The organism is Anaerobacillus alkalidiazotrophicus, assembly GCF_001866055.1.
On the sequence record NZ_MLQS01000001.1, the window covers coordinates 1,496,344 to 1,520,951 of the forward strand.

Annotated in this window: 17 protein-coding genes; 12 read left to right on the forward strand and 5 right to left on the reverse strand. The window is 34.7% G+C overall.

Annotated elements, in window-relative coordinates; genetic code table 11:
• Window positions 1-315: 315 nt before the first annotated feature.
• The gene (gene pdxR, locus BKP45_RS07160; protein ID WP_071388963.1) at window positions 316-1,725 is read right to left on the reverse strand and encodes a MocR-like pyridoxine biosynthesis transcription factor PdxR; all 1,410 of its coding nucleotides are present in this window, start codon (window positions 1,723-1,725) and stop codon (window positions 316-318) included.
• Between the two features lie 129 nt (window positions 1,726-1,854).
• Between pdxR and BKP45_RS07165 the strand changes: the two genes are divergently transcribed.
• The 4 genes from BKP45_RS07165 to BKP45_RS07180 all read left to right on the forward strand — a co-directional run bounded on the left by BKP45_RS07165 (window position 1,855) and on the right by BKP45_RS07180 (window position 6,166).
• A complete protein-coding gene (locus tag BKP45_RS07165; protein WP_071388964.1) occupies window positions 1,855-2,775 on the forward strand; it encodes a DMT family transporter in 921 nt (306 codons plus the stop codon).
• A gap of 177 nt (window positions 2,776-2,952) precedes the next feature.
• Window positions 2,953-3,201, forward strand: a complete 249-nt coding sequence (locus BKP45_RS07170) for a hypothetical protein (RefSeq protein ID WP_071388965.1) — start codon at window positions 2,953-2,955, stop codon at window positions 3,199-3,201.
• A gap of 818 nt (window positions 3,202-4,019) precedes the next feature.
• A complete protein-coding gene (locus BKP45_RS07175) occupies window positions 4,020-4,727 on the forward strand; it encodes a response regulator transcription factor (protein ID WP_071388966.1) in 708 nt (235 codons plus the stop codon).
• Window positions 4,727-6,166: a sensor histidine kinase gene (locus BKP45_RS07180; RefSeq protein ID WP_071388967.1), complete on the forward strand. Its 1,440-nt coding sequence runs from the start codon at window positions 4,727-4,729 to the stop codon at window positions 6,164-6,166. Before BKP45_RS07175 ends, BKP45_RS07180 begins: the two co-directional genes overlap by 1 nt.
• Before the next feature lie 161 nt (window positions 6,167-6,327).
• Here the strand turns inward: BKP45_RS07180 and BKP45_RS07185 are convergent, their stop codons facing one another.
• From BKP45_RS07185 to BKP45_RS07195, 3 genes are all read right to left on the reverse strand, one after another.
• Entirely contained in the window at window positions 6,328-7,611 is a 1,284-nt protein-coding gene (locus BKP45_RS07185; protein ID WP_071388968.1) for an ABC transporter substrate-binding protein, read from the reverse strand.
• A gap of 54 nt (window positions 7,612-7,665) precedes the next feature.
• Window positions 7,666-8,844, reverse strand: coding sequence for a response regulator (locus BKP45_RS07190; protein ID WP_071388969.1), 1,179 nt, complete (start codon window positions 8,842-8,844; stop codon window positions 7,666-7,668).
• A 94-nt stretch (window positions 8,845-8,938) separates the two neighbouring features.
• On the reverse strand, window positions 8,939-10,714 hold the full coding sequence (locus BKP45_RS07195) for a sensor histidine kinase (protein ID WP_071388970.1): 1,776 nt from the start codon (window positions 10,712-10,714) through the stop codon (window positions 8,939-8,941).
• Window positions 10,715-11,257: 543 nt separating this feature from the next.
• Here BKP45_RS07195 and BKP45_RS07200 point away from each other — a divergent pair.
• The 4 genes from BKP45_RS07200 to BKP45_RS07215 all read left to right on the forward strand — a co-directional run bounded on the left by BKP45_RS07200 (window position 11,258) and on the right by BKP45_RS07215 (window position 17,619).
• On the forward strand, window positions 11,258-12,823 hold the full coding sequence (locus BKP45_RS07200) for a hypothetical protein (RefSeq protein ID WP_071388971.1): 1,566 nt from the start codon (window positions 11,258-11,260) through the stop codon (window positions 12,821-12,823).
• 251 nt (window positions 12,824-13,074) lie between these two features.
• Complete coding sequence (locus BKP45_RS07205) at window positions 13,075-14,067, forward strand: LacI family DNA-binding transcriptional regulator (RefSeq protein ID WP_071388972.1); 993 nt, start codon at window positions 13,075-13,077, stop codon at window positions 14,065-14,067.
• A 446-nt stretch (window positions 14,068-14,513) separates the two neighbouring features.
• Window positions 14,514-16,208 carry a glycoside hydrolase family 13 protein gene (locus BKP45_RS07210; protein WP_071388973.1) on the forward strand — a complete coding sequence of 565 codons (1,695 nt, stop codon included), beginning with the start codon at window positions 14,514-14,516 and terminating at the stop codon, window positions 16,206-16,208.
• Window positions 16,201-17,619, forward strand: a complete 1,419-nt coding sequence (locus tag BKP45_RS07215) for a PTS transporter subunit EIIC (RefSeq protein WP_071388974.1) — start codon at window positions 16,201-16,203, stop codon at window positions 17,617-17,619. Before BKP45_RS07210 ends, BKP45_RS07215 begins: the two co-directional genes overlap by 8 nt.
• A gap of 308 nt (window positions 17,620-17,927) precedes the next feature.
• Here BKP45_RS07215 and BKP45_RS07220 read toward each other — a convergent pair whose 3' ends face one another.
• Window positions 17,928-19,355 (reverse strand): NAD(P)-binding domain-containing protein, encoded by a 1,428-nt coding sequence (locus BKP45_RS07220; RefSeq protein ID WP_071388975.1) that lies wholly within the window; start codon window positions 19,353-19,355, stop codon window positions 17,928-17,930.
• Between the two features lie 587 nt (window positions 19,356-19,942).
• On the opposite strand from BKP45_RS07220, the gene uraD reads away from it, so the two are divergent.
• The 4 genes from uraD (at window position 19,943) to BKP45_RS07240 (ending at window position 24,079) form a co-directional block, all read left to right on the forward strand.
• On the forward strand, window positions 19,943-20,440 hold the full coding sequence (uraD, locus tag BKP45_RS07225; RefSeq protein ID WP_071388976.1) for a 2-oxo-4-hydroxy-4-carboxy-5-ureidoimidazoline decarboxylase: 498 nt from the start codon (window positions 19,943-19,945) through the stop codon (window positions 20,438-20,440).
• An 89-nt stretch (window positions 20,441-20,529) separates the two neighbouring features.
• A complete protein-coding gene (gene uraH / locus BKP45_RS07230; protein ID WP_071388977.1) occupies window positions 20,530-20,880 on the forward strand; it encodes a hydroxyisourate hydrolase in 351 nt (116 codons plus the stop codon).
• Between the two features lie 808 nt (window positions 20,881-21,688).
• Entirely contained in the window at window positions 21,689-22,645 is a 957-nt protein-coding gene (locus tag BKP45_RS07235) for an aldolase catalytic domain-containing protein (RefSeq protein WP_071388978.1), read from the forward strand.
• A gap of 492 nt (window positions 22,646-23,137) precedes the next feature.
• The gene (locus tag BKP45_RS07240; RefSeq protein WP_071388979.1) at window positions 23,138-24,079 is read left to right on the forward strand and encodes a sugar ABC transporter substrate-binding protein; all 942 of its coding nucleotides are present in this window, start codon (window positions 23,138-23,140) and stop codon (window positions 24,077-24,079) included.
• Window positions 24,080-24,608 lie beyond the last annotated feature (529 nt).

Consider the following 24,608-nt stretch of genomic DNA (forward strand, 5'->3'; position numbering starts at 1 on the left):
ACCATACATAAAAACCTGGAATTTTGAGTTGCGATACAATCCTCATTATAACTAATGACTAATGAGAAGGAATATTAGACAACCGCTTCCCTTAACTCACCTAAAATTACTCAAAGTTGAGCATTTTTAGATAATATTTAAGAGGACATTTTAGGGATGAGTTAGCACTGAATTATAAAGTTAATGTATAGGTAAAAGGCGGTCAGAAAGTGACCGCCTTTTTAGCTTATTCAAGTAACGGAGTGTGTTTCTGTAACAAGCAGAAACGCCTATTATTATATTGTGTAAGTTACTTAAAGGAGCAGTGCTATATATTTATCTGCCCAAAAAAGTGTACTTCATAACGTTTTTCAATCGTCTTACCCCTTCTTCCAATTCCTCTTCGGTTAAATTACCATATCCGAAAATAAGTTTATTATCATGATTTCCTTTAACTAAAGCATGTTTCTCTACTGAAAAGATGTTAACCCCATTCTCCTTGATTTCATCCAGTATTTTTTTTGAAAACTTAAAATTAAATTCTCCAACTAAGTGAATCCCAGTTGAAGCACCATGTATTTTAATTAGGTTCCCAAATTCATTCTTTAGACACGCTATTAAGAAATCTCTCTTTCTTTTATACAATTTCCTCATTTGGATCACATGTTTCTCTAAATGTCCATGTTGTATAAAGTGTGCTAAAATAACCTGCTCAATTGTCGGTGAATGATAGTCTGTATATCTTTTAAGGTTTTTAACTTTCTCAACTAAAGAAATTGGCAAAATTAAATAACCAATTCTCAGGCTAGGCGACAGGATTTTACTGAAAGTACCTATATAAATGACCTGTTCAGGAGATAACCCTTGTAATGAACTTACTGGTTGTCCAGAATACCGAAATTCACTATCATAATCATCTTCGAGGATATAACTATTTGTTCCCTTAGCAAAATCAATAAGTTGAATTCTTCTTTGTATTGGTAATATTCCTCCTAAAGGGAATTGATGAGAAGGAGTGACAAAAATAATACTTTTTCTTCTTTTAGAGGAAAGGCGATCTGTTTGTATTCCAAATTGATCTACTGGAATAGGGATAATTCTAGCCCCTCTTTCAATGAAAATTTCAGGGATTTCTTTAGTTACGGGATCTTCAATTAAAACTTCAGTATTTGAGTTTATTAATAGTTTTGCTAAAAGTGTAAACGCCTGAGTAGCTCCAGAGGTAATGACAATTTGATTAGAATGACATCTAATTCCTCTAGCTCTATAAAGGTATGTAGCAAGGACGTTGCGTAACTGCTCACTTCCTTCAGGCGAATGATAACCGAATAGTGAGGGATTAATATTTTCATAAACGTCTTTCGCTATACTACCCCATTTTTTTCGTGGGAACTTTTCTAAACAAGGAACACCTGAACGAAAGTCAATTAAATTCTTAGGGGTGTTGATAGAGCAAGCAGTTTTATCGTACGTAAGCTGCACGTCACTAGTCTGAAAACTCTCTAGTAATGCTCCTGATTCCACAAAGGTTCCAGCCCCTTGTTTTGAGTTGATAAATCCTTCTGCCATTAATTGGTCATATGCTTCGAGAATGACAGTTCGAGACACATTTAATGTGCCAGCTAATTCACGACTAGATGGAAGTCGGTCACCCTCGCGAAGTTCTCCCAATAAGATTTGATCTCTAATTCCTACATATATTTGTTGATATATTGGTTCCTCTTTATTTATTTCAATCCAAATCATATTTATCACCTAGAGTTTAAAAATTGGTTTAAAAATTATATAAAAATTGGATCTACAACAAACCATTTTTCAGTGCTAATTTTACACTAATATCAGTTTAAATAAAATATTTAAAATGGAGTTGGTTAAATGAATAAGAAGAAAGTATTACCTTACTTCAAAGTTATTGCAGCAATGGTTATTGTAGGAAGTTCAGTTGTAGCAGGAAAAATATTAATTCAAACGATGCCAATATTTTTAGCATCTGAGTTAAGATTTTTAGTAGCATCTCTTATATTAGTACCCTTATTAATTTTCAAAGAGGGGATTCCTTCATTAAATAAAAAAGATATTGTTATTCTCTTTTTCCAATCTCTCACCGGAGTGTTTTTATTTAGTGTCTTTATGTTGTATGGCTTAAAATTTACAACTGCATTGGAAGCAGGAATAATTACTAGCACTTTACCAGCTATGGTTGCTCTCCTAGCTTTTTTTATAATCAAGGAGAAGCTTACAAAAAATAAAATAGTCGGTATCCTAACTGCTATTTTAGGGGTCATAATTCTTAATTTCGCGGGAGTTATGAATGAGATGAGAGTTGGACATTTAGAACTCTTAGGAAATTTACTTATTTTAGGCGCAGTTATTGGAGAAGCATTGTTTATCATTTTAGGCAAATCTTTATCTAAGAAAATAAGTCCTCTAGCAATATCAACAGGTGTATCTATTATGGGCGTATTGCTTTTTTTACCGTTGGCTATGTATGAGGCTATAAATTCTAATTATACTTTTAGGTCCGTTCATGATTGGCTTCTTATCCTTTACTTTGGAATTGTCGTTACTGTTTTGGCTTTTTTATTGATGTATCAAGGGGTGGCAATGTTACCTGCTACAACGGTAGGTATTTTAACAAGTATATTACCACTAAGTACATTTTTATTATCGTTTTTCTTTTTGCAAGAATCATTTTATTTATATCACTTTATAGGCGGTTGCTTTATAATTTTTGCGATTTATTTAACTACAAGAGGAGAAAAGTTACAGGTAAATAAAGATGTTCAAATCAGTTAAACCAAGAATTGCTTGTTAAACTAAAGGGAGCTTGAACGGAATAATAGTTTCTATAGATTAAAGAATTTTAATAGTTAGTTAATAAACAATTCTTACTTTGATCATAAATTGGTCATATTTATCCTGTATATTTTAATTATGTCCAAAGGGACACAATTAAAGAAAGGGGTTTTCAATATGAAAAAGAAAGTTACGTTAGTTCTGTCGAGTATATTATTATCTATAGGTTTATTAGTAGGCTGTTCAGGGGATCCAGGTTTTGAAGAGGACCAATCTTATGATCAAGCACCAAACGAAGGTACAGAAACAAATGAACTAGAAATAGATCTTACTGAAGATGAAGCTCCAATTGATGTAGAAGTCAATATAGATGGGGAAGTTGACGAATTTTTCGATGAAGAACTAGATGAAGAAGAACAAAATTAATATGAATAGATAAAAGAGAAAGGCTGATTTCTCACTATGTATAAAAGTGGGAAATTAGTCTTTTGTTTTATTGTGAAGAAGCTGAATTACCTATAATATCAAAAAAAGTTTAATAGATACATATCACAAATTCCCTTACTATGGTCATAGTTTGTTAATAATTTCATTTTAAAATAAGGATGTAGTAGTTAACAAAAACTGCTTAAGTGTTTTTTTGAACACCATTTTTAAAGAAAGAAAATCTAAAGTAATGTGACAGCAAAAACACTAGAGGTTGAAACTGAAGTAGTTGCTTCTATAAAAATAATTAACGCGCCCCTAGAAGTTATAACTAAAGTGGCAGCTTCTATTCATATAGATGCAAAATATTTTTGGGATTAGAACATAAGCTAAGATTGCACAGTAATATTTTTAAAATTCAAAATTCTTATAGTGCTTTGGAACCCTTTTTTGGGTTCCTTTTTTTGGCCCTCGAAAAAATAAGGGGTTTCCCGTATAGTATTAGGAGGGATAATAGTTACTATTTTTCTTTTAGGAATTTTCTTTTTAAAAGGATTGTATCGGAAAAACTAACAAACTTGTTATTGAAAAAAGGATAAGCTAAGTTTATTTAGAATAAGTATATAATTTTTGAAGTTGGAAAACTGTCTAGCTTCAGCGCCTATCGACTAGAGAGTTTCCTTCACCTCGTCTACGATAAATCGAGAAAGAAAGCCTAACGTCTTTCGACTCTCCTATTTCTGTTCGGTTCAGCTCTTTACGTCGAAAACCAGGGTGCTTGCGCTTTTCTAACGAAATTGGCGAGAGGAGTTGATATCATGCAACAGTATAAAGTGCTAGTAGTTGATGATGATCCCAATGTTCGTGAGATTATTAGAATTTATTTTAAAACACAACAGATAGGTTTAGTTGAAGCCGATGATGCCCTATTGGCGCTCGAATTAGTTGAGAAAGAAATGCCAGATATCATTATTTTAGATGTGATGATGCCTAAAATGGACGGGTTTGAGGTATGTCGTGAAATTCGAAAAAAATATGACATACCGATTATCATGTTAACAGCGAAAACAGAAGAATTTGACCGTGTACTAGGGTTAGAACTTGGTGCAGATGATTATGTTACAAAGCCTTTTAGTCCAAGAGAATTAATTGCTCGCATAAAAGCGATTTTTCGCCGAATGCAGCCTAAGGATCATTCCTATGGGAGTGAAAATGGTATTAACATAAAAACACTTATGTTTGATAACCTTACTATTCATATCGATCGTAGAGAAGTTCTCGTTCATGGTGAAAAAATAACTCTACGTCCCAAAGAATTTGACTTATTAGTGCATTTAGCAAAATCAACTGGTAACGTTTTTACTAGAGAACAACTTTTAGAACAAGTTTGGGGATACGATTTTATTGGAGATATTCGTACGGTAGATGTTCATATTAAGAAGTTGAGACAAAAGTTACTGAGTTTACAAAAGGACTGTATTCAAACAGTTTGGGGCGTCGGGTACAAATTTGAGGTGGAAGCTTAATGTTAGGGATGAACAAAAGTATTTTTCGACGCCTAATTTTAAGCTATATGTTTACTATAGTGGTGGGAATTGGGATTGTTGGAATTCTCATGTTTTACTTTGCTAATAATTATATTTATAGCGCTAAGCAAGAAGAATTACTTAGAAAAGGTAAGACAGTGAATGCTTATATACAAGAAGAAGCTATTATCGATGATGAAAAGCAAAGTAAACTAGAGTTTTTTGACCATTCTTATAATGCTAGAATCTGGGTATTTGATCAAGAAGGAAAAATTATTGCTACATCAACACAGGAAGAAGTATTTATTGGTAAATCTGTAGCATCTTCAATTGTCGAACGTGTACTTCAAGGCGACGATGCTGTTAGTAGATTAGAGTTTGAGGGATTAGTCGAGCCGATGCTTTCTGTCGTTGTTCCTTGGGGGAAGCAAGACCACGTTTATGGTGGCATCATATTACACTCTCCTTTGACAGGGCTATCCGGTTTTATTATGAAAATAAGAGAAATGTTTCTTTGGGCAACTCTCTTTGGAATTCTTTTCTCAACGGTGATGGTTTCTTACCTTTCGTGGACGATTTCCCGTCCCCTACAGCAAATTGATCGTGCTGCTTCAAGAATAGGGATGGGTAATTATGATGAACGTATTCAGATAAAATCGGAAGATGAGATTGGTGATTTGGCTCATACAATCAATAAGATGGCTGAAAAACTAGAAATCATTGAAGTTGAACGGCAAAAACTAGATAATCTTCGCAGTGATTTTTTAGCTAATATCTCACATGAGTTAAGAACACCGTTAACGACAATGCAAGGATTTTTGGAAGCTCTCCAAGATGGTCTCATAGAGGAAGAAGGCAGACAAAGATACTACGATGTGATGTACGATGAAACGATCCATATGAATCGTTTAGTAGATGATCTAATGGATTTAATTAAGCTAGAAAATAAAGAAATTACACTTTCAAAATATCCAATTGATATAAAGTCAATTCTAGAGAAGGAAAAGTTTAAATTTGAAAAAGAAGCTTTAGATAAATATATTGATATAAAATTAAATTTAATAGAACCACTGCCTAAAGCCTATTCAGATCCGGTTCGCCTTGAACAAATCATCAATAATCTATTAAAAAATGCGGTCAAATTTACAGAAGAAGGTGAAATAACTATTTCAGCCCAAGAGGATGGTGAGTATCTTTTACTTTCAGTTCAAGATACCGGGATTGGTATTTCAGATTTAGACCAAGAGTTGATTTGGGAACGATTTTATAAAGTAGATCGAGGAAGATCTAAAAAAAATAAAGGAACAGGACTTGGTTTAGCCATAGTTAAAAAATTAGTAGAATTGCATGAAGGGAAAATTACTGTTCAAAGCGAGATTGGAAAGGGCACGACGTTTAAAATATGGATTCCTTCTGTAGTTGAGGGAGGAACATACTAAAAATATCATTTAATAAGCCGGTGAGAATATATCTCACTGGCCATTTTTACATTATTGAAAAGTTTAGGTGGGGGATTAACTACCCCTATAGTTCCATTGCTCAATCATTTTGTGCATATCTGAACGCATAATGAGCGATCTGCCATAATCTTCTTTGTGATCTAACGGGTTTTGGAAGCTTTCTCCCAAGATTTCTGAAACTCTTCTAATAATTGATCACGATTAAGTTCTTTTCCAACGTACAATTGCATGACAGTTCCGAACTCTTTTTGTACACCGACAGGAAAATTGAACCAGTTAGAATTCAATGTTTTTCCTTCCTTGTAATACCGAATTGTATCATTCGCAAGTGGTCCTAAATTGTTAGCCTCTATATTTTTGAACGCAGGAATAAATTTGAATTGTTCCGTCATAAACGATTTGCCTTGTTCTGAAGAGACCATCCAGTTTAGAAATTTTTTTGCTTCTTTCTTTTTCCTAGGTGTTGTTTGTTTGTTTACAACCCAATAATTCGGTACGTTGACCACCAAGGCATTATTGATAGGTTCGTCATTAATTGGTATTGGAAATATCCCGATATTCATAATTGGCGATAGTTGATCAAGCATAGGCTGAATCCAATTACCTTGTTGAATCATCGCTGCATGTCCCGTGGCAAATAAATTCACTTCCATATTGTAATCTGTTGTTAGCGGATGGGCATTTCCGTATTTTATGGTTACATCCAACAATTTGACTAAATCTTTGAACTTTTGATTGTTATCAATTTTTTCCGTCCCGTCATTTAGGCCCTTTATAAAAGCAGGTGGATCTTCTTGTTGTGCAAAAGCGATATTTAATAGATGGTGACCCAATTTCCACTCTTCATAGTACCCTGTTGCAAAAGGAGTGATTCCTTCTTTTTCTAATTTTTCTGCAACTGCTATTAATTCAGTCAGCGTTTTCGGTAACGTATCAATACCTGCCTTCTCGAATAAATCTTTATTATAAATGATTCCGTACCCTTCCAAGCTAAAAGGCATTCCGTAAATGATCTCATTAAACTTTATTGGTTCTAACACATCTTCATATGCATTTTTAACCCATGATTGGTCAGAAAGGTCCTCTAAATAGTTACTCCATAGTTTGACATTTTCGTAGCCAGTATTCGTGAAAATATCAGGTCCTATGCCAGCAGCAATCTGTGCTTTCAGATCGGCAAGGTCATCGCTAGCTCCGCCTACCGTGTGAATTTGGATTTCTATGTTTGGATTCTCTTTTTCGTAAGCAAGTGCCATTTGTTCGAACTGCTTAGAAATTTCAATTTTTGGATTTCGCACATTCAATATGAGTTTTTGCTCTTCAATTTCCGTTTCTTTTGATCCTGTCTCAGTCTTCGCTTGACAAGCCGAAAGAGATAGGCTTAGTATGCCAACCAAAAAAGTGTATATTATCTCTTTTTTCATCGCTTCACCTCAGCAATTTTCAGATGATAAAAATTAGGTAGAAAGGCGTAGATACTATTTACTGCCGGTTTGTAGTTTTTTCTCACAGTTTCGGTACTCAAAAGGAGTCATCCCAACCACTTTTTTAAATAGTTTAGAAAAGTATTTTTCATCCTGATAGCCGAGCATTAAGGATATAGAGTAAATACTTTCGTCCGTTTCTCTTAACCAATATTTTGCCTTGTCAGTTCTTAGTTTCATGATGTATTTGGACAGGGGCATACCTGTTTCTTTTTTGAACTTTCTTGAGATGTGTTCACGACTCAAGAAGAACCGGTTTGAGAGTTTTTCTAAACTCAATTCTTCCATGTAATACATTTCTACATAGGAAACAATGTTCTGCATACGACGCGCATCATCCAAATCGTTCAAACGGTGTACGGCTCTGAAATTTTGATCTTCCAATGCTTTTTGCAAAGACTGAATGGACTGGGGGATATCTTCCATTGATTTCAATGGGTCACCTCTTATAATACGAACAGGGATATCAAATTGTTGACTGATCCATTCCTCAACCAATAACCATTGACGTTGTTTGGTAATGACTAGACAAAGACTTTGATCGTTCTGTAGCGCAAATGCATTTCCTAATTTCTGAGCAACAAGCTCATCAGCTAGCAACTGAATGTAAGGATCGGAATGGTGCATTTGGTAAAATGAAATGAGTGTAAGATCGTATTCATCTGCTGGGGGAAGACATGAGGTAATTTCGCTCGCATCGAAAAGTTCCCCCATATAAGCTTTCGTAACTACCTGATTCATATGCAACCTTTTAACATCTTCATAAGCACCTGTCTCTTTGTAGAGACGATCCTTCTCTTCATTTGCCCAGGCTTTAACAGCTTCCTCCAATGTTTTATTAAATGGCTCAGCTTCAACCGGTTTTAATAAGTAATCGAAGCTACTACACTGAATTGCTTTTCGCATAAAGGAATAGTCGTCAAATCCTGTGATTACTATTACTTTTCCAGGGTAAGAAATGGTATTTAACCACTCGATTATTTCAATACCACTCATTCCAGGCATTTTCACGTCTGTAAAGATAATCTCAGGGTTTTCCTTTTCTATAATTCTTATTGCCTCTTTTCCATTTCTTGCTTCTAAGATATCGGTAATACCGTTTTTCTTCCACTGTCCTAAATGCCTTATGACATAATGTACATTGAGTTCATCATCTACAATTAGAACCTTCATCCAGCTTTCATCCTCCTTAAAATAGGATATAAGTAGAAAATATTTAGGTGAATAAATATAGTATTCAGATAATATTTCTTATAAATGAAACAGTTTAATCATTAGTTAACTTTGAGTCTAGAGGAATAACGAGTCGAACGAAAAAAACTTGTCCTTGCTTTGTATCCAGTTCTAAACCAGCGTCTTGTCCATAATTTAAAATTAAACGGTCATGAATATTTTTTAGACCAATATGCTCGTGTGAAAATGTTCCTTCATAAGGAGCCGTATAAATATTTTCTCTTAAAGTTTGTAGCTCTGGAACTGTCATACTAGAGCCGTCATTTTCTACTACGAGGTATAAAATTTCTCCTTGTATTTCGCCGTAAATGTTTAAATGTGCATCATAGCAACCTTCTTCATAACAGTGTTTAAAGAAGTTTTCAACGAGCGGCTGAAGGATCATACTTGGAATTGTCATATCAAGTATTGTCTCGTTTAGTTTAATAGAATAGTTTATATTGTTTCCAAAACGCTCCATTTGAAGAGATAAGTAAGTATGGATATTTTCCACTTCGTCTCGAACTAAGACCCATTGATCTGCTCGAATGGAGTATCGCATCATTTTGGATAAGGACGTCACCAATTGGTAAATCTTTGGTGAATTAGATCGTAGGGCAACCGCACCTATAGATTGTAATGCGTTAAACAAGAAGTGAGGGTTAACCTGAGACTTTAGCGCTCTGAATTGATTTTTCCTATTCTCAATTTCTAGTTTATATTCACGTTCAATGTGAAGGTTGATTCGGTTCATCATTTCCTTCATATGTTTTTCTAGATGACCGATTTCATCGTCTCTGTTGTCAACAAAGGGGACATCCGTATTTCCGCCTTCAATTGTTCGTACTTTCTTGCTCAGAAGTTTTATTGGACGTGTAATTCTGTATGAAATAATACCAATCATTAATAATCCTAGAAATCCTACTCCTATTCCGACAAGTATGTTTCTATAAGCGGTCTGCCTGACATCACTAAATAATACCCGACTAGGAGTTATCTTTACTAATTTCCATTGATTTAGTGGTTCTGATAATGTCTTTGATAAGATGATGTCTTCTTTTGTATCATCTTCCATATTCATCCACCGTAATAAATCACCAGAAATGTTGCTACCTATAAGTGATGAATCACTTGCATACATGACAATATCATTTGAATCAATAAGTAATACCGATTCTTCATCGTCTTGAACAAGGCGGTCACATATGCGAGCATATGCATCTAAATCGATATCAATCGTAATGATTCCAAGAAATTCGTTAGATAGCACATCTTCTATTTTATGATGGATAGTCATAACCACTGTGTTGTCGGACTGAGGAACAATCGCAGTATTATTATAATTCTCAATCTGTTTGGGCGGCTCTATCAAATAATTAAAGTTAGAGTGAAAAAGTTTGTTCATCGAATCTTGTGTTAATAAATCTGGTTGAGATTTACGAGCACTGATCATCGCATTATAAACAATAAATGCTTCCTTATTCTTATCAATATAAAAGCGAACTTGACGGATTTCGTTTCGCATCAGATAAAAATTTTCTATGATTTTTTCCATCGAAATTGGGTTGAAATAAATCGAATCTTCAGAACTATTATTTAAAATTCGGAATAAATCAGGATTCCGGTATAAGATATACGGAAGATTGATCATATCATTAAAGTATTGCTCCAGTTCTTCCGACAATTTCTCCATTTGAAGGTGACTGATTTCAAGTTTGTGCCGTTCTACATCATTCTTCGTATATTCATAAATGAAAAGAACAGATAAAAAATACGGTACGATGATAAAGGTAAGAAGCATAAGAAATAAGCGACTTTGGATGCTCTTCATGAAGTTGCTCCTTTCTTTCATGGAGTCCAAAAAAGTTTAAGTATAAAACTTCTATATTAAATCTAATTCTTTTTGATTAAGTACGTCAACATTGAACGGTTTAAGAAAATATAGGGGTAGGACTATCTAGATTCCTTATTGTAGAGACGTTTGGTGACGGTTACCACAATAAATGAAACCGTTTAAATGAATGAGTAAAATGAACCTAAGGTACTACCAGGTAATAGATTGTTACAAATAGTAGTTAAATAGGATTAATTTTTGTAACAATTGATATTTTCACAATAATAATCACCGAAAAGTTTGATTGCCATTTCCCGTAGAAGTTATCGCTCGTTGTACAGTGTTAGTTATCCATCCATACTGACGTGAACCGCTTGCCGTTTTATTTCGTGAGAAACTAGTGAAAGATTTTTCTACAACCTTCATTCATCTTTTGTCAGTTACGTGTCAAATTTAATTAATAGATTTACATATTTACCAATTTTATGTAATATATTTTGTGAAGTTTTGCACAAGGGAGTTTGTAGAGGAGAGTGTATGATGGAAGGCATTATTGAACAGGTAGGGATATTACAAGAACAAATAGGTAGTTTACAAATGTTGAATCACTTTTTGCTAACGTTGTTCATGTTGATACCTATGGTACTTATTTCTAGAACATTTGTAGCAGGGACACGCTATTCTCCAATTTTACTGATTGTTATTTTTGGTTTAGCGATGGGCTTCGTGTTAGAGACAAGTGGGGTTGCTACCCCTGGATTAAGAGAGTTTCCTGTTATTGATTTTATTTCTAGAACAACAAATATAGCGTTAATCGTTACATTTTTTGTTGGTGGACAAGAAATACGGAAAATTTTTGGCAATAAAGAAGACAATAATGTGGAGTTACTTGTCCCGTCAGAAGAAGAGGTTGTATTGGGGACAACTCGAACACAGCTTGTTTTTATAGTACGTTCTTTTTTCTTGTTATTAGGTATTGAAGCTGTTACTAGATTGATTTTAGGATTAAACTCTGAAGACTTAAGTAGATATTACTCTATTTTAGCTTATCTTGGATTAGTTGGTTCTATTATTTTAATAGATAATAAAGCAAAGTATAAAGATAAACATTTGTATATTAAAAAAGGTGTTATAGAGATTGCAATAATTATAGGGATTTCGCTTACCACTTATCATTTAGCAGTTGCGATCCGTGACCTTGTAGCTTTACCACAAATTTTCTTTGCAATGTTAATTGCTACGGCAATTGGGGCTATATTTTACAGCTATAGTTTTGGTCCAACAATTAAAGCACTACTTTTTGCGGGTATACCAGTTGTGTTAGCAGGTAACTTTATGGTTGGTGGTTCTCGTATTAATGAAGCATTTTCGATGGAAAGTGCAAATGCTGTACTTGGTTATGGCTTTTTTGGACAGATTTTTTGGATGTTTGGTGGGATCGCATTGCTGATGATTTTTGCGCGTACTTCAAATGTGCGAAATTTAGCTCCTGGTATGGCTGGCGCGCTTTCACATACTGGATTAACGGGAGCCTGTACAGCGGGAGATTTAGGTGTGAAAGCTGCAAATCGTGCTCCAATGCTTGTTAACATTCCGTTCGCTATGCATATATTTGTATTTTCCATTTTAGCAATCAGTGCTGAACGCGGTTCATTATTTATGTTCCCCTCACTTATATTGATGGGTGTTGGTCTCATCTTATTACTATTAGGTCTAAAGAATTTAAGGGTTTGTACAAATGGTGCTAATGATCGTGATGAGGTAAAAGCATTATTACAGTTTGGATTTGGTTGGCAATTAATTGCCATCTTTGGTGGGTTATTACTTCTAAGCTTTAGTTCAATGTCGCTCGAATTTAGTGCAATGGCTAAAGCCTCTGCCATTTCGCATTTTGGGTTGTTTGCTGCAATCCAAGAAGGAATGTTTGGAGGCGAGGCAGCTGGGTTGATTACCTTTACATTTTCAATGACATTTCTCATTCATCCATTCGTATTCTTTATGTTTGGTAAAGCTATGGAAAGTAATGAAGAAATGCCCAAATTACCAGTTTATATTCTAGCTGTTATTGGTCTTATCGGAGTAGTAGCATCGGTTATATTTTTATAAATAGTAGTAAAAAGCAGTTGTCTTTAAGGGCAGCTGCTTTTTGGTTAAATGGGAAAACACTTATTGCATCATTAACACTTTAAGACTGTCTACGTAAACTCCAATATATCATTTGTTAGAATGGTATGTAGGTACTATAAATATATTTGGAACATATTAATAACTACCACCCATTGCAATATGTCTCCTTACTAAAGTAAAATAAAATGAAACTGATTTCATGTTTATATTAACGTTGGAGTGATAGACAAGTGGCTACTATATTAGATGTTGCAAGATTATCGGGGTTATCGAAAACGACTGTTTCGCGTGTGATAAATAATCATCCGTATGTTTCCGAAGAGAAGAAAAAACAAGTATTGAAGGCAATGAAAGAACTTGGTTATACACCGAATCCTTCTGCAAGAAGGCTAAGAGGCCAGTTAACGACAACTATAGGAGTAATTGTACCTAGAATTGTAAATCCATTTTTTTCGCATTTGGTTAATTCTATAGAACAGGCTGCTTATAAAAAGGGTTACCAAGTGTTGATTTTCCAAAGTTATGAAGATAAGGAAAAAGAGATAGCATTTTTAAACTTGTTAAAAACAAAGCAAGTAGATGGAGTTATTATGACTTCAATTGAAAATGATTGGGAGATAATTGAGTCATATAAAGAATACGGGCCTATTCTGTTATGTAATGATTACGTAAACCAGACGGTTGCTCCTATGATTCGTTTAGATCAATCGAAAGGGGCCTATTTAGGAGTTAAACATTTAATTGATAAAGGTCACCAAAGAATTGCTTATTGTACAGGTGGATTGTTCGATGAAGAGGGTAAAGGTAAAGACCGTAATCATGGTTTTCAAAAAGCAATACATGAAGCTGGAATTAAGATCAATCCGAAATGGATTTTTGTAGATCAGCATACAATTGCAGATGGCAAACAGGTTATGAAACAAATACTAGAAATGGATGATCGGCCAACGGCTATTTTTACCGGAAGTGATGAAGTTGCAGGTGGAATAATCATTGAAGCAAAAGAGCAGGGATTAGCGATACCTCAAGATTTAGCAGTTGTTGGTTTCGATGACCAACCAATTGCAGAGATACTAGATCCTAAATTAACGACGATTCGCCAACCTGTCGATCAGATGGGGGAAAAGTCAATACAAGTAATGCTTGATTTACTAGACAATCCAGAAATGGAAATAAAAAGTTATGAATTGCCGATAGAATTAATTCTTCGACAATCGACTTGATTATAAATCATGATGTTAAGACAAGGAAGTCTGATTGTCTTTATGTTGAAAACTAGGCTTTTGTTTCTAATAATTTAACGAAAGCCTAGTTTTTCTTTTCATGTTTTAGTATGATATTTTCATTTCATTATATTTATATAGTGTAGATAAAAAAATATAAAGAAAGCGTTGACAGAAAACAAAAATGAAAATATAATAAACTTATAATGATTTCGACATATTTTTCACGTAATGTGGAACCGATACCAGATTTGCTGTTGATAATTATTTTGTATGGTATTCAAGAAAAAAACGCTTCTCCTCTTTACTGGCGAATGAACATATCTCTTTACTTTTTTTTAAACAGATATGGGAACGATACCATAAAGGGTACCACAAAGTAACACAGGAGATATTATTTATGAAATGATTTTAAATATATTTTATTAATTAATGGAGGGAATAGCATGGAAAAGAAATGGTGGCAAAAAGAAGTGATTTATCAAATTTACCCGAAAAGCTTTTATGACTCGAACAATGATGGGATAGGAGATATAAGAGGAATTACAGAAAAACTTGATTATTTACAGTCTTTAGGAATTACGATGGTGTGGATTTGTCCTATTTATCAATCTCCAATGGCTGATAATGGGTACGATATCTCAGATTATTATCAATTAAACCCTGAGTTTGGAGATATGAAAGATCTCGACGAATTAATCGCTCGAGCAAAAGAAAAAGGGATTAAGATTGTCCTTGATCTAGTGATAAACCATACATCAGATGAACACCCATGGTTCCAAGATTTATTGAAAAATCCTAAGACTAGTAAATATAGAGAGTATTATATTTTGAAATCTGGTAACAATGGCGAACCACCTACAAATTGGCGCTCTGTTTTCGGTGGTAGCGTATGGGAACCTCTGAAAAATACAGATGAGTACTATTTCCACTCTTTTGATAGTAAACAACCTGATTTAAATTGGGAAAATAGAGAAGTCCGAGAAGAGTTATATAAAATGGTAAACTACTGGTTGGATAAAGGAATTGCTGGATTTCGGGTAGATGCAATAACGTTTATAAAGAAAGATCAAAGTTATGAAAATCTTCCAGCTGACGGAGTCGATGGACTTGTAAAATGTACAAAGAAAGCTCGTAATCAACCGGGGATTGAAAAATTCTTACATGAACTTAAAGATGAAACATTCTCGAAATATAATTGTGTGACGATTGGTGAAGCGCCTGGAGTACCTTATGAACAATACGGCGATTACATTGGGGACAATGGGTATTTTTCAATGATCTTTGATTTTAGATATGCTGATCTTGATGTGGCTTCTGGAAGTGAGTGGTTTAAGCGAGTTGACTGGAATGTATTAGATTTAAAAAAATTAATCTTTACTAGTCAAAAAGAAATCCAAAAAGCGGGTTGGGGAGCGAACTTTTTAGAAAATCATGATCAGAACCGGTCAATAAGTAAATATATAAAAGAAGAAGAGAATCGAAACTTTTACTCTGCAACAATGCTCGGAGCAATGTTTTTTTATCTTAGAGGGACACCTTTTATTTACCAAGGGCAGGAAATTGGAATGACGAACTTTGAACGTAAAAGTATAGAAGAGTTTGATGATATTTCGAGTATTGATCAATACTATCGATCTATGGATGAAGGTTATACTGCAGAAGAAGCACTTCATTTTATCAACTTACGAAGTCGTGATAATTCTAGAACGCCATTTCATTGGAATGCTAAGGAATATGGTGGTTTTTCGGAAGTGAAACCTTGGTTGGGGATGAATGAAAATTACGATACGATCAATGTGGAACAACAAGAGCAGGATCCGAATTCTATCTTAAATTTTTATAAAAAAATTATTCAAGTTAGACAAGCGAGTGAATGCTTAATTTATGGAGAGATTGAGCCAATTCTAGAAGAGCATTCAACGATTATTGCGTATAAACGAAAGTTAAATAATGAAGAAGTCGTTTGCTATTTCAATTTTTCAGCTGAGGGTCAAAAAGTTGAATTAGATCATAGTAATTATGATGTTTTATTAAACAATTACAATGAAGAAAAAGAAACAATATTAGATAAGGAGTGTTTATTAAAACCTTATCAAGCATTAATTCTTAAAAAGAAAGGAGAAAGTTATCATGAGTGAGAATAAATACGAACGTATAGGAAAAGAAATTGTTCAAGTTATTGGTGAAGATAATATTGAATCGTATGTTCATTGTGCAACAAGGTTGCGGTTCTCCGTTAAGAACCGTGAAAAGATTGATGATGAGGCAATTGAAAAAATTGATGAAGTTAAAGGTGTATTTTATAACGCTGGCCAGTATCAAGTCATTTTAGGTGCTGGTATAGTTAATAAGGTTTACACAGCTTTAAGAGGAGGACAACCTGATCAAGAGGATGGTCCTGTGAAAAAGGATTCTTCCTCCTCTAATAAGGAAAAAGGAATTAGAAAAGCGGTACGAACGTTAGCAGATATCTTTATTCCAATTATCCCAATTATTGCTGCGACAGGTCTATTCCTTGGTTTGAAAGGTGTTTTGTTCAGTGATGCGTTCTTAGGCTTAATGGGCATGAGTAATAACGATATTCCTGATTATCTTCAGACGCTTATCTCAGTTTTGACAGACACGGCTTTTGCTTTTTTACCAGCCTTAATATGTTGGTCTGCTTTTAGAAATTTTGGCGGTATGCCGATTATTGGTTTTGTACTTGGTTTAATGCTTGTTTCTCCTGCCTTACCTAATGCGTATGCAGTCGCAGATATTAATAGTGGAGTAGAACCGATAATGGCTTTCGGTTTTATCCCGGTTGTTGGCTATCAAGGAAGTGTATTAACAGCTCTTATTGTTGGTATCCTTGGAGCAAGACTTGAGAAGAAGTTGCGTGCGGTTATGCCAAATGCATTAGATTTAATCTTTACGCCATTCTTTGTTTTATTAACGATGATGATTACTGGATTACTTATTTTAGGACCTTTGTTACATTTTGTAGAAATGGGATTGGTTACGGTTGTAACTCAATTAATTGATTTCCCTCTTGGTATTGGCGGACTGTTAATTGGTTTTATCTATCCATTAGCAGTTATGACGGGGATGCATCATTTATTTATCATGATTGAGACAACGTTGCTAGCTAATACTGGATTTAATCCGCTTATTACGTTATGTGCAATGTATGGATTTGCAAATGCTGGTACTTGTTTGGGAATAACAATAAAAGCAAAAAAGAGTACGGTAAAAGTTACAGGAGCAAGTGCAACTGCTACCCAATTACTTGGTGTTAGTGAACCGGCCTTGTTTGGTGTTGTTATGAGGTATAGTATGAAACCGCTTTATGTTATGATTTCTTGTTCGGCTGTTGGTGGAGCTATTCTCTCTTTATTAAATGTTCAAGCAAATTCATATGGTTTAGCTGTAGTTCTTTCTCCATTAATGTACATTTATGATTGGAGTCAGCTATTTGCTTATCTAGTGGTGTCCGTCATCATATTTGTTGCTGCCTTAATCATTACCTATTTATTTGCTGTTCCTAAAGAAGTCATGGTAGAGGATTAAGAACAGAAAGTAATCAATGTAAGTGTGTAATATGATCTGTTTTAATGTTCTCATTGAAGAAGAAAAGTAGTTGGAAAGATAACATAAAAAGCCATCACTTACTCTATTAGGATAGAAAAAACGCAAAGAACATTACTAGTTCTTTGCGTTTCCTTTTTTATTACGTAATTTTATATTTAAACCCATTAATTCATTCACTTGCGTCCTCATCTATAAAAACTATTCCATTCATAAGAGGGGCTTTTCCTCTAAAAATTAAATCCAGATTAACTATTGAACCCAAGTGAGAGATTGAAAATCTGCGTAAGCTAAAGTTTAAGTTTTGATTTTGGCCATTCGCCTATAAACTCTGGTTCCTTATAATCAAAGTAGTTTCTTAATATTTCGTTTCGATCGTCTAAGAAAAGCTGATCGGCTACCGCTGATATGAGTCGAGGTAAACCATACTTTAAACCGGAAAGTGCAGATGCTGAAATCCCACAACTAACTAATGCAGAATAATTAAAATTAAAAATACCATGTAATAATTTTTCACCGGCATTATCACGACTTGTAAAGGCAAAGCCAGGACTAAGGTAAGGGTGAGCGTCAACTAAAGGGTTGGCTATTTCTTTTGGTGCCATATAGCGATCGCGCCACCTAGTGATATGTTTTTCAATAAGGCTTAACTCTGGTCGTAATGCTGGGTCAGTCAATAGACCGGTACTGATGATTAAGAAATCGAAGGTGAAATGTCCTTGTGGAGTAGTTACCAATGCACCTTCATTTGTAGCTTCAACATTCAGCCATGGAGCACCTAAGTGTAAATGGAAGCCCGGCCAAGAAGAGGAGCGCTGAAAAGTATCATTTGTTGGCGGTTGGTTGTAATGGAAGAAATGAGCGATCGTAGCATATTTTTCTGCATCCGTAAGAGTGTGATAGCGTTCGATAATACCAGAACTTTCGAGCTGGCGTATTGGATTGACCCGTGGTAATTCTTTACGGCGGACAAATATGTGAGCCTCAGAAACGCCTTTAGTTAGTGCGAAATTTGCATTGTCAAAGGCAGACGCTCCCCCACCTAAAATGGCAACCTTCTTGTTCTTGAGTGCTACAAAATCAATATCTTCTGAAGTGTGAGCATAGAGAAAACGTGGTAACTTTTTAGAAATAAAAGCTGGCACATGCCATTCACCACCACCTTGTATACCAGTAGCCATGATTACTTTACGGGTAAGTATGGTGCTTGTTGGGGCTTTGTCTCCTGAAATATGAAGGCGGTGAATATCCTCTGCTGTTGGTTCGAGTAGTTCTACTTTCACCTCATTCATTACCGGTAAGTTTAGTACTTTTCTGTACCAACGCAAATAGTTCATCCAGTCGCCACGTGAGATTTTATCGATTGAATCCCAACCTTTTGATCCAAATTGCGCTTCCCACCATGACCGAAATGTTAATGAAGGAATTCCAAAATCAATGGAAGTCAAATGTTTTGGTGTACGTAATGTTTCCATCCGTGCATAAGTCTCCCAAGGACCTTCAAATCCTTCAGGGTTCTCATCGACAACGATGATGTTTGAAATTCTCTCGCGTAAAAGTCCAAAGGCTGTAGCTAACCCACTTTGCCCCCCACCAATAATCACGACATCATAAACATGCCCTTCAGCGTGTGTGAATGGATGAAGCCAGTCTTTACTTCCGAAGGCAAGATAGGAGAGATCTCTTTTTACTTGCTGATTTAAGGTTTCTATGTTCATTTCATTCATCCCTTTCAACTTTGTCCGTATCGTAATGTTGGATAAAATTCATTTTCAATGAAGTGAATTACGTAATGACTAAAAACGAGCCGTATATACCTAGCTATATCAAGTTTCGAACGGTTCAGTGTAACTTGATATAGCGAGAATAAGAGAACTCGTTCTATCTTCACTAGAACATCGGAAATTCAGATGGAGTCTCAACTCCACCTGGATGGAAGTTCCCATCTACGCTTAGAGGTGGGGGTCTATGACTTAAGTTCAAATCAGTTTGATTAAATAATAAAATTAAGAAAATATTTAGTGGAAATAAAATTTTTACCTTCCTAATACCCTTACAGAAAATGACAAACTTAGTGTCTCTTAATCGAAATTTTCACCAAGATTTTTTACTTCGAATCTTTATAGGTGTTTTAAATGTACACAATTTTCACATTTTACATAACTTGTGTGTTATATTTTCTATCCGATTTTACGAAGAAATGATTTAAATAGTAGAAAATAAAAGTAAGGGAGAAAATTAAAACTCATTAGCCTTAATAAAATCAAATTGAGTTAAGATTTTTTAACACGAAAGGAGAAACGATATGTTTTCGATTCAAGAAGTAAATAATATGAGTCAGGTTGAATTCATGCGGATAATAGGTCCAGTCTTTGAACATTCTCCATGGGTTGCAGAAAATGTGATTAATTTACGTCCTTTCGTTCATTTAGAAGATATGTTTGGAAAAATGGTAGTGGGAGTTACTGAAGCCAGTTATGAAAAACAATTGGCACTTCTAAACGCGCATCCAGATCTAGGAACAAGAATACAATTATCCAAAGATTCAGAGAAAGAACAAATAAATGCTGGGCTAAGTGAATTATCAGAAGAAGAGTATATAGAGTTTTCTTTGCTAAATAAAAAGTATGTTGAAAAATTTGGCTTTCCTTTCATAATGGCCGTTAAAGGACAAAACAAAGAAACGATTAAGGCATGTATGAAGGATAGGATAAACTTTTCCTATGAGGAAGAAATCGAAACGGCACTTATACAAGTTTATAAAATTGTCAAATTTCGTTTGGACGACTTGATTTCAACATAGGATATAAAGCTGATCTTCAATCAGTGGGGGTCTTACTGTCTCTTAAGAGTGGGGTAAACTACTAAAAATGGTTGGAAAAGGGGACTAAAATGAGCTTAACTACACATGTTCTTGATGTAAGTTGCGGCAAGCCAGCAGCTAATATTTTAATAGAGCTATGGCGATTACATTCTACTAATAACCGAACATTAATTGGTACATTTACAACGAATGAAAATGGAAGAGTTGATAAGCCGTTACTTGAAACTGAAAATATGGAAATGGGAACGTATGAGTTGGTATTTCATGTAGGTAACCATTTTAAAAATAGTAAAGAACATAAAGGAGAGCTGTTGTTTTTAGAGACAGTTCCTATCCGTTTTGGAGTTTCGGCAAAGGAGCATTACCATGTTCCATTACTCATTGCTCCAGGTGGGTACAGTACGTATCGAGGAAGCTAGATAAGATGACGGGACACATGTTGACTATAACGATGGTACAGTTGCCCTTGAAGATTCTAACAATAAAGGAAGGTGATTTAGTTTTTTAGGTCCGTCTGGTTGCGGGAAATCTGCTGCACTTCGAATGATAGCAGGCCTAGGAGTTGCCAAAAAGGGGAGATGAAAAATTTATATCACCTCTTAAAGGTGTTATCCGCGAGATAATTGAATTGAATTTGTCTTTGTCTTTCAGGAAGTATTGAGTATATAGAGATCACTCAGTTAGATAGAGTGGGCGCTCAAAGGGTATATTGCCATAGCAAAAGGCTTAACAAGGTAAATTGAGAAAAACTCAGGTTTTTAAAATAGTATTTTTAGATAAAAAGGGTAAACAGTGTATGTAGGGATAAGATATCACTATATCTGTTTACTCTTTTTAGTATATTCAATTAATAGTTACATTTGAGTCAATAATCTTCAAAAAATAGTGGTACAAAATATAAGTTTGTTTATTAATGTCTCCTGTATTTTTGAAGCATAATTTCAACAGGTTAAACTACTTTTCGCGTGAAAGGTGCCATGGTGTTGACTAGGTGATATTCTTGGTGTAAGGTACATTAAAAGGTGCTGATGACCTCCTTTGAAATTAATTGTTTAGCAAACATAATTTTACAATTAATTAGTGGAATTTTCGGAAAATAGATTGACAGGTACCCATAAATCATGGTACAAACATTATAACGTATTTTAATACATAAAAGCATAAAAGTGTTAAAGTTTTTGTGATTTGATATAAACTAATAAATGAATTGTTGGAGGGTGTCTTACCATGAAAAATTGCAAGATTTTAGATTGTACTATTCGTGATGGGGGTTTAATTAATAATTGGGATTTTAGCGTAGAATTTGTTCAAGATTTATATAATGGCCTTAGCGCTGCAGGCGTCGAATATATGGAGATTGGCTACAAAAATTCGGCTAAATTACTTAATGCGACTGAGCCTAATCCATGGAGATTCCTTGACGATAACTTTCTAAAAGAAATTATCCCTGAGAAAAAGTTCACGAAGTTGTCCGCTCTTGTAGATATTGGGCGTGTAGATCCAAATGATGTTTTGCCTCGTGAACAAAGTGTTATAGATATGATCCGAGTAGCGTGTTACATCCGTGAAGTAGATAAAGGTTTAGAGCTTGTACAAATGTTCCATGATATGGGCTATGAAACATCACTTAACATTATGGCTTTATCAAGTGTACCTGAACACCAAATTATTGAAGCGTTTGAATTGGTAAAAGAAAGCCCAGTAGATGTTGTTTATATCGTTGATTCTTTTGGAAGTTTAGATCCGGCAGATATTGAACACCAAGTGAAAAAGTTCAAATCAATGCTACCTAATAAACAGCTCGGAATTCATACACATAATAATATGCAGTTAGCATTCGCTAACACATTAACTGCATTACGTAATGGAGTTTCGTTCGTAGATGCTTCAGTTTATGGAATGGGACGTGCAGCAGGTAACTGTAATACAGAGCTTCTCGTTAGCCATATAAAAAAATCTAGCTATGAGCTTAAACCAGTACTTGGTGTTATTGAAAAGCACATGTTAGAGATGCGCCAAAAGTGGGAGTGGGGTTATATCATTCCTTACATGATCTCAGGGACACTAAATGAACATCCGCGTGTCGCAATGGCGTACCGTGCAAGTGACGAACGTGATCAATTCGTAAATTTCTATGACAAGGTAACATCACCAGAAGCTTCTATAAGTCCTGCATCAAAATAGTCTAGCCAAACACAAATAACTATCGTAAATAATTAATAAAGGACTCTTAGTAAGAGTCCTTTTGTGATTCGACAATGGAGTAAAAGGAGGGAGGGGAAGTTTTATTTAGCTTTCGAATGAATAGTAAGGTTAGCTAAACGTAATTTATCCCACTCTTAAGGGAAGCGGAAGTGAGATCTTCATCTTTAAACTTAAGGAAATTGAAAAGTTAGGTGGAGGGTTAAGGAAACTCCACTGATAGTAATGTCGTCATCACCCTTTTGGTTTGTCTTCACTATGTAGTAGTCTACTACAAAATATGGGAATATTATGTTTATTTTGTTGAATTATAAATGTTTTTGTTGCTAGTTTTAATAATATGTAGTTAAATTGGAAGGGTATTTACAATGAATTCGACATGTAGTTAACCTTGCTATTTGAGTAAAATCGTTAACTAACAGTTATAACTACTAATTTAATGTACAGATATAATGATTCGCGGAGGCTTGAACGGTGAAAAAAAGATTTATATTTATAGGAGTGTTAATTATAACCTTAATGGGCTTCGTTTTGATAAATTTAATAGATGGAAAGCCAAAAGCGATTCTTATATTAAAAGAATTAAATTCATCTTATTGGGAACTTATTGAGGCGGGTGCGGAAAGCGGTTTTCACGATTTTGGTATAGATGGTAAAGTAATCGCACCAGCTAGTGGAACGTTAGAAGGGCAGATTGATTTGTTACAAGAAGTACTAGAAGAAAAACCTGATATATTAATTATTTCACCGATTGCCCCAGATCATATCATTCCCCATTTAGAAGTTTTTGTGAAACAAGGCATACCTGTTATTTTATTAGATACAGACGATCCATGGGAAAATAAAATAACATACGTTGGAACAGATAACATTACTTTAGGGAAAATGGCAGGAGCGTTATTAGCATCGCAATTACAACCAGGTAATGAAGTAGCTATAATTGGAATAGATAATCTTAGTCCGGTTGCGTCTAAACGAATAAATGGTGCAAAAACTTCTTTAGAATTAGCGGCGATTAACGTTGTTGCAGAAACGATTGATGTAAGTTATAAACTGTGGCAAGTACAAAATGCAGTTGTAAAATTAATTAATGAGAACCCTGAAATAAAAGGTATCATTGCTACTAACGATGGTTTGGCATTAGCCGCATATGAAGTTATTAAAGAACTAGGCATAAATATACCGATTATAGGGGCAGATGGAATTAACGAAATGATTGAATTAATAGAAGATGGTTTTTTAACTGGGACTGTAGCGCAAAACCCTTTTGATATGGGTTATTTAAGTGTTGAAACAGCAAGTAGGCTTGCTATGGGAGAAAGTGTAGAAAGAAATATTGATAGTGGTGTTGACATTATTGTTAAAGGAAATGCCGAGCAAAGGCTTAATTTCCAGAATCGGCTTTTAAGACAATAAGATTAGTAATTGAGAGAGTGCCAATATGTTTTGGCCTCTTTTTTTTCAGTATCAGAATTTATAAATTTCTAACTCGGAAACTGTCTAGCGCAAGCAGCCTACGAGCTCGGTCGCTTCAGTCAAGTTTCTGACTTCCATGCCTTCTTGGATTACTTCTTGAAGATGCTCCATGCTACTTTGCTCCTGCGGTTACTCGTCGCACGGAAAACAATTGCTCTTGAGCAAACGGAGTGGCACAGGAGCAGCTGCTCGTGACCAAGGTGCTTGCGCGTTTCTTAGTGCTATTAGAGTAAATATTTGACGTAGATAAAAGTTTAAATTAAGTTTTTCGTATGTAAAATTCGTACAAGTGAAACTGATTATGTGTGTCGTGAGCTAAAAAAAATTTGAATAAACTATTGAAACCGTTACCATGTTCCTTTATAATATGAATAAGCCGATCGAAGTTGGTGTATTAAACTTTAGGTCATTATGGTATTGCTATTTTTTTTAGTAAATATGGTAACGATACCAGTTGGGTTATTGTGTT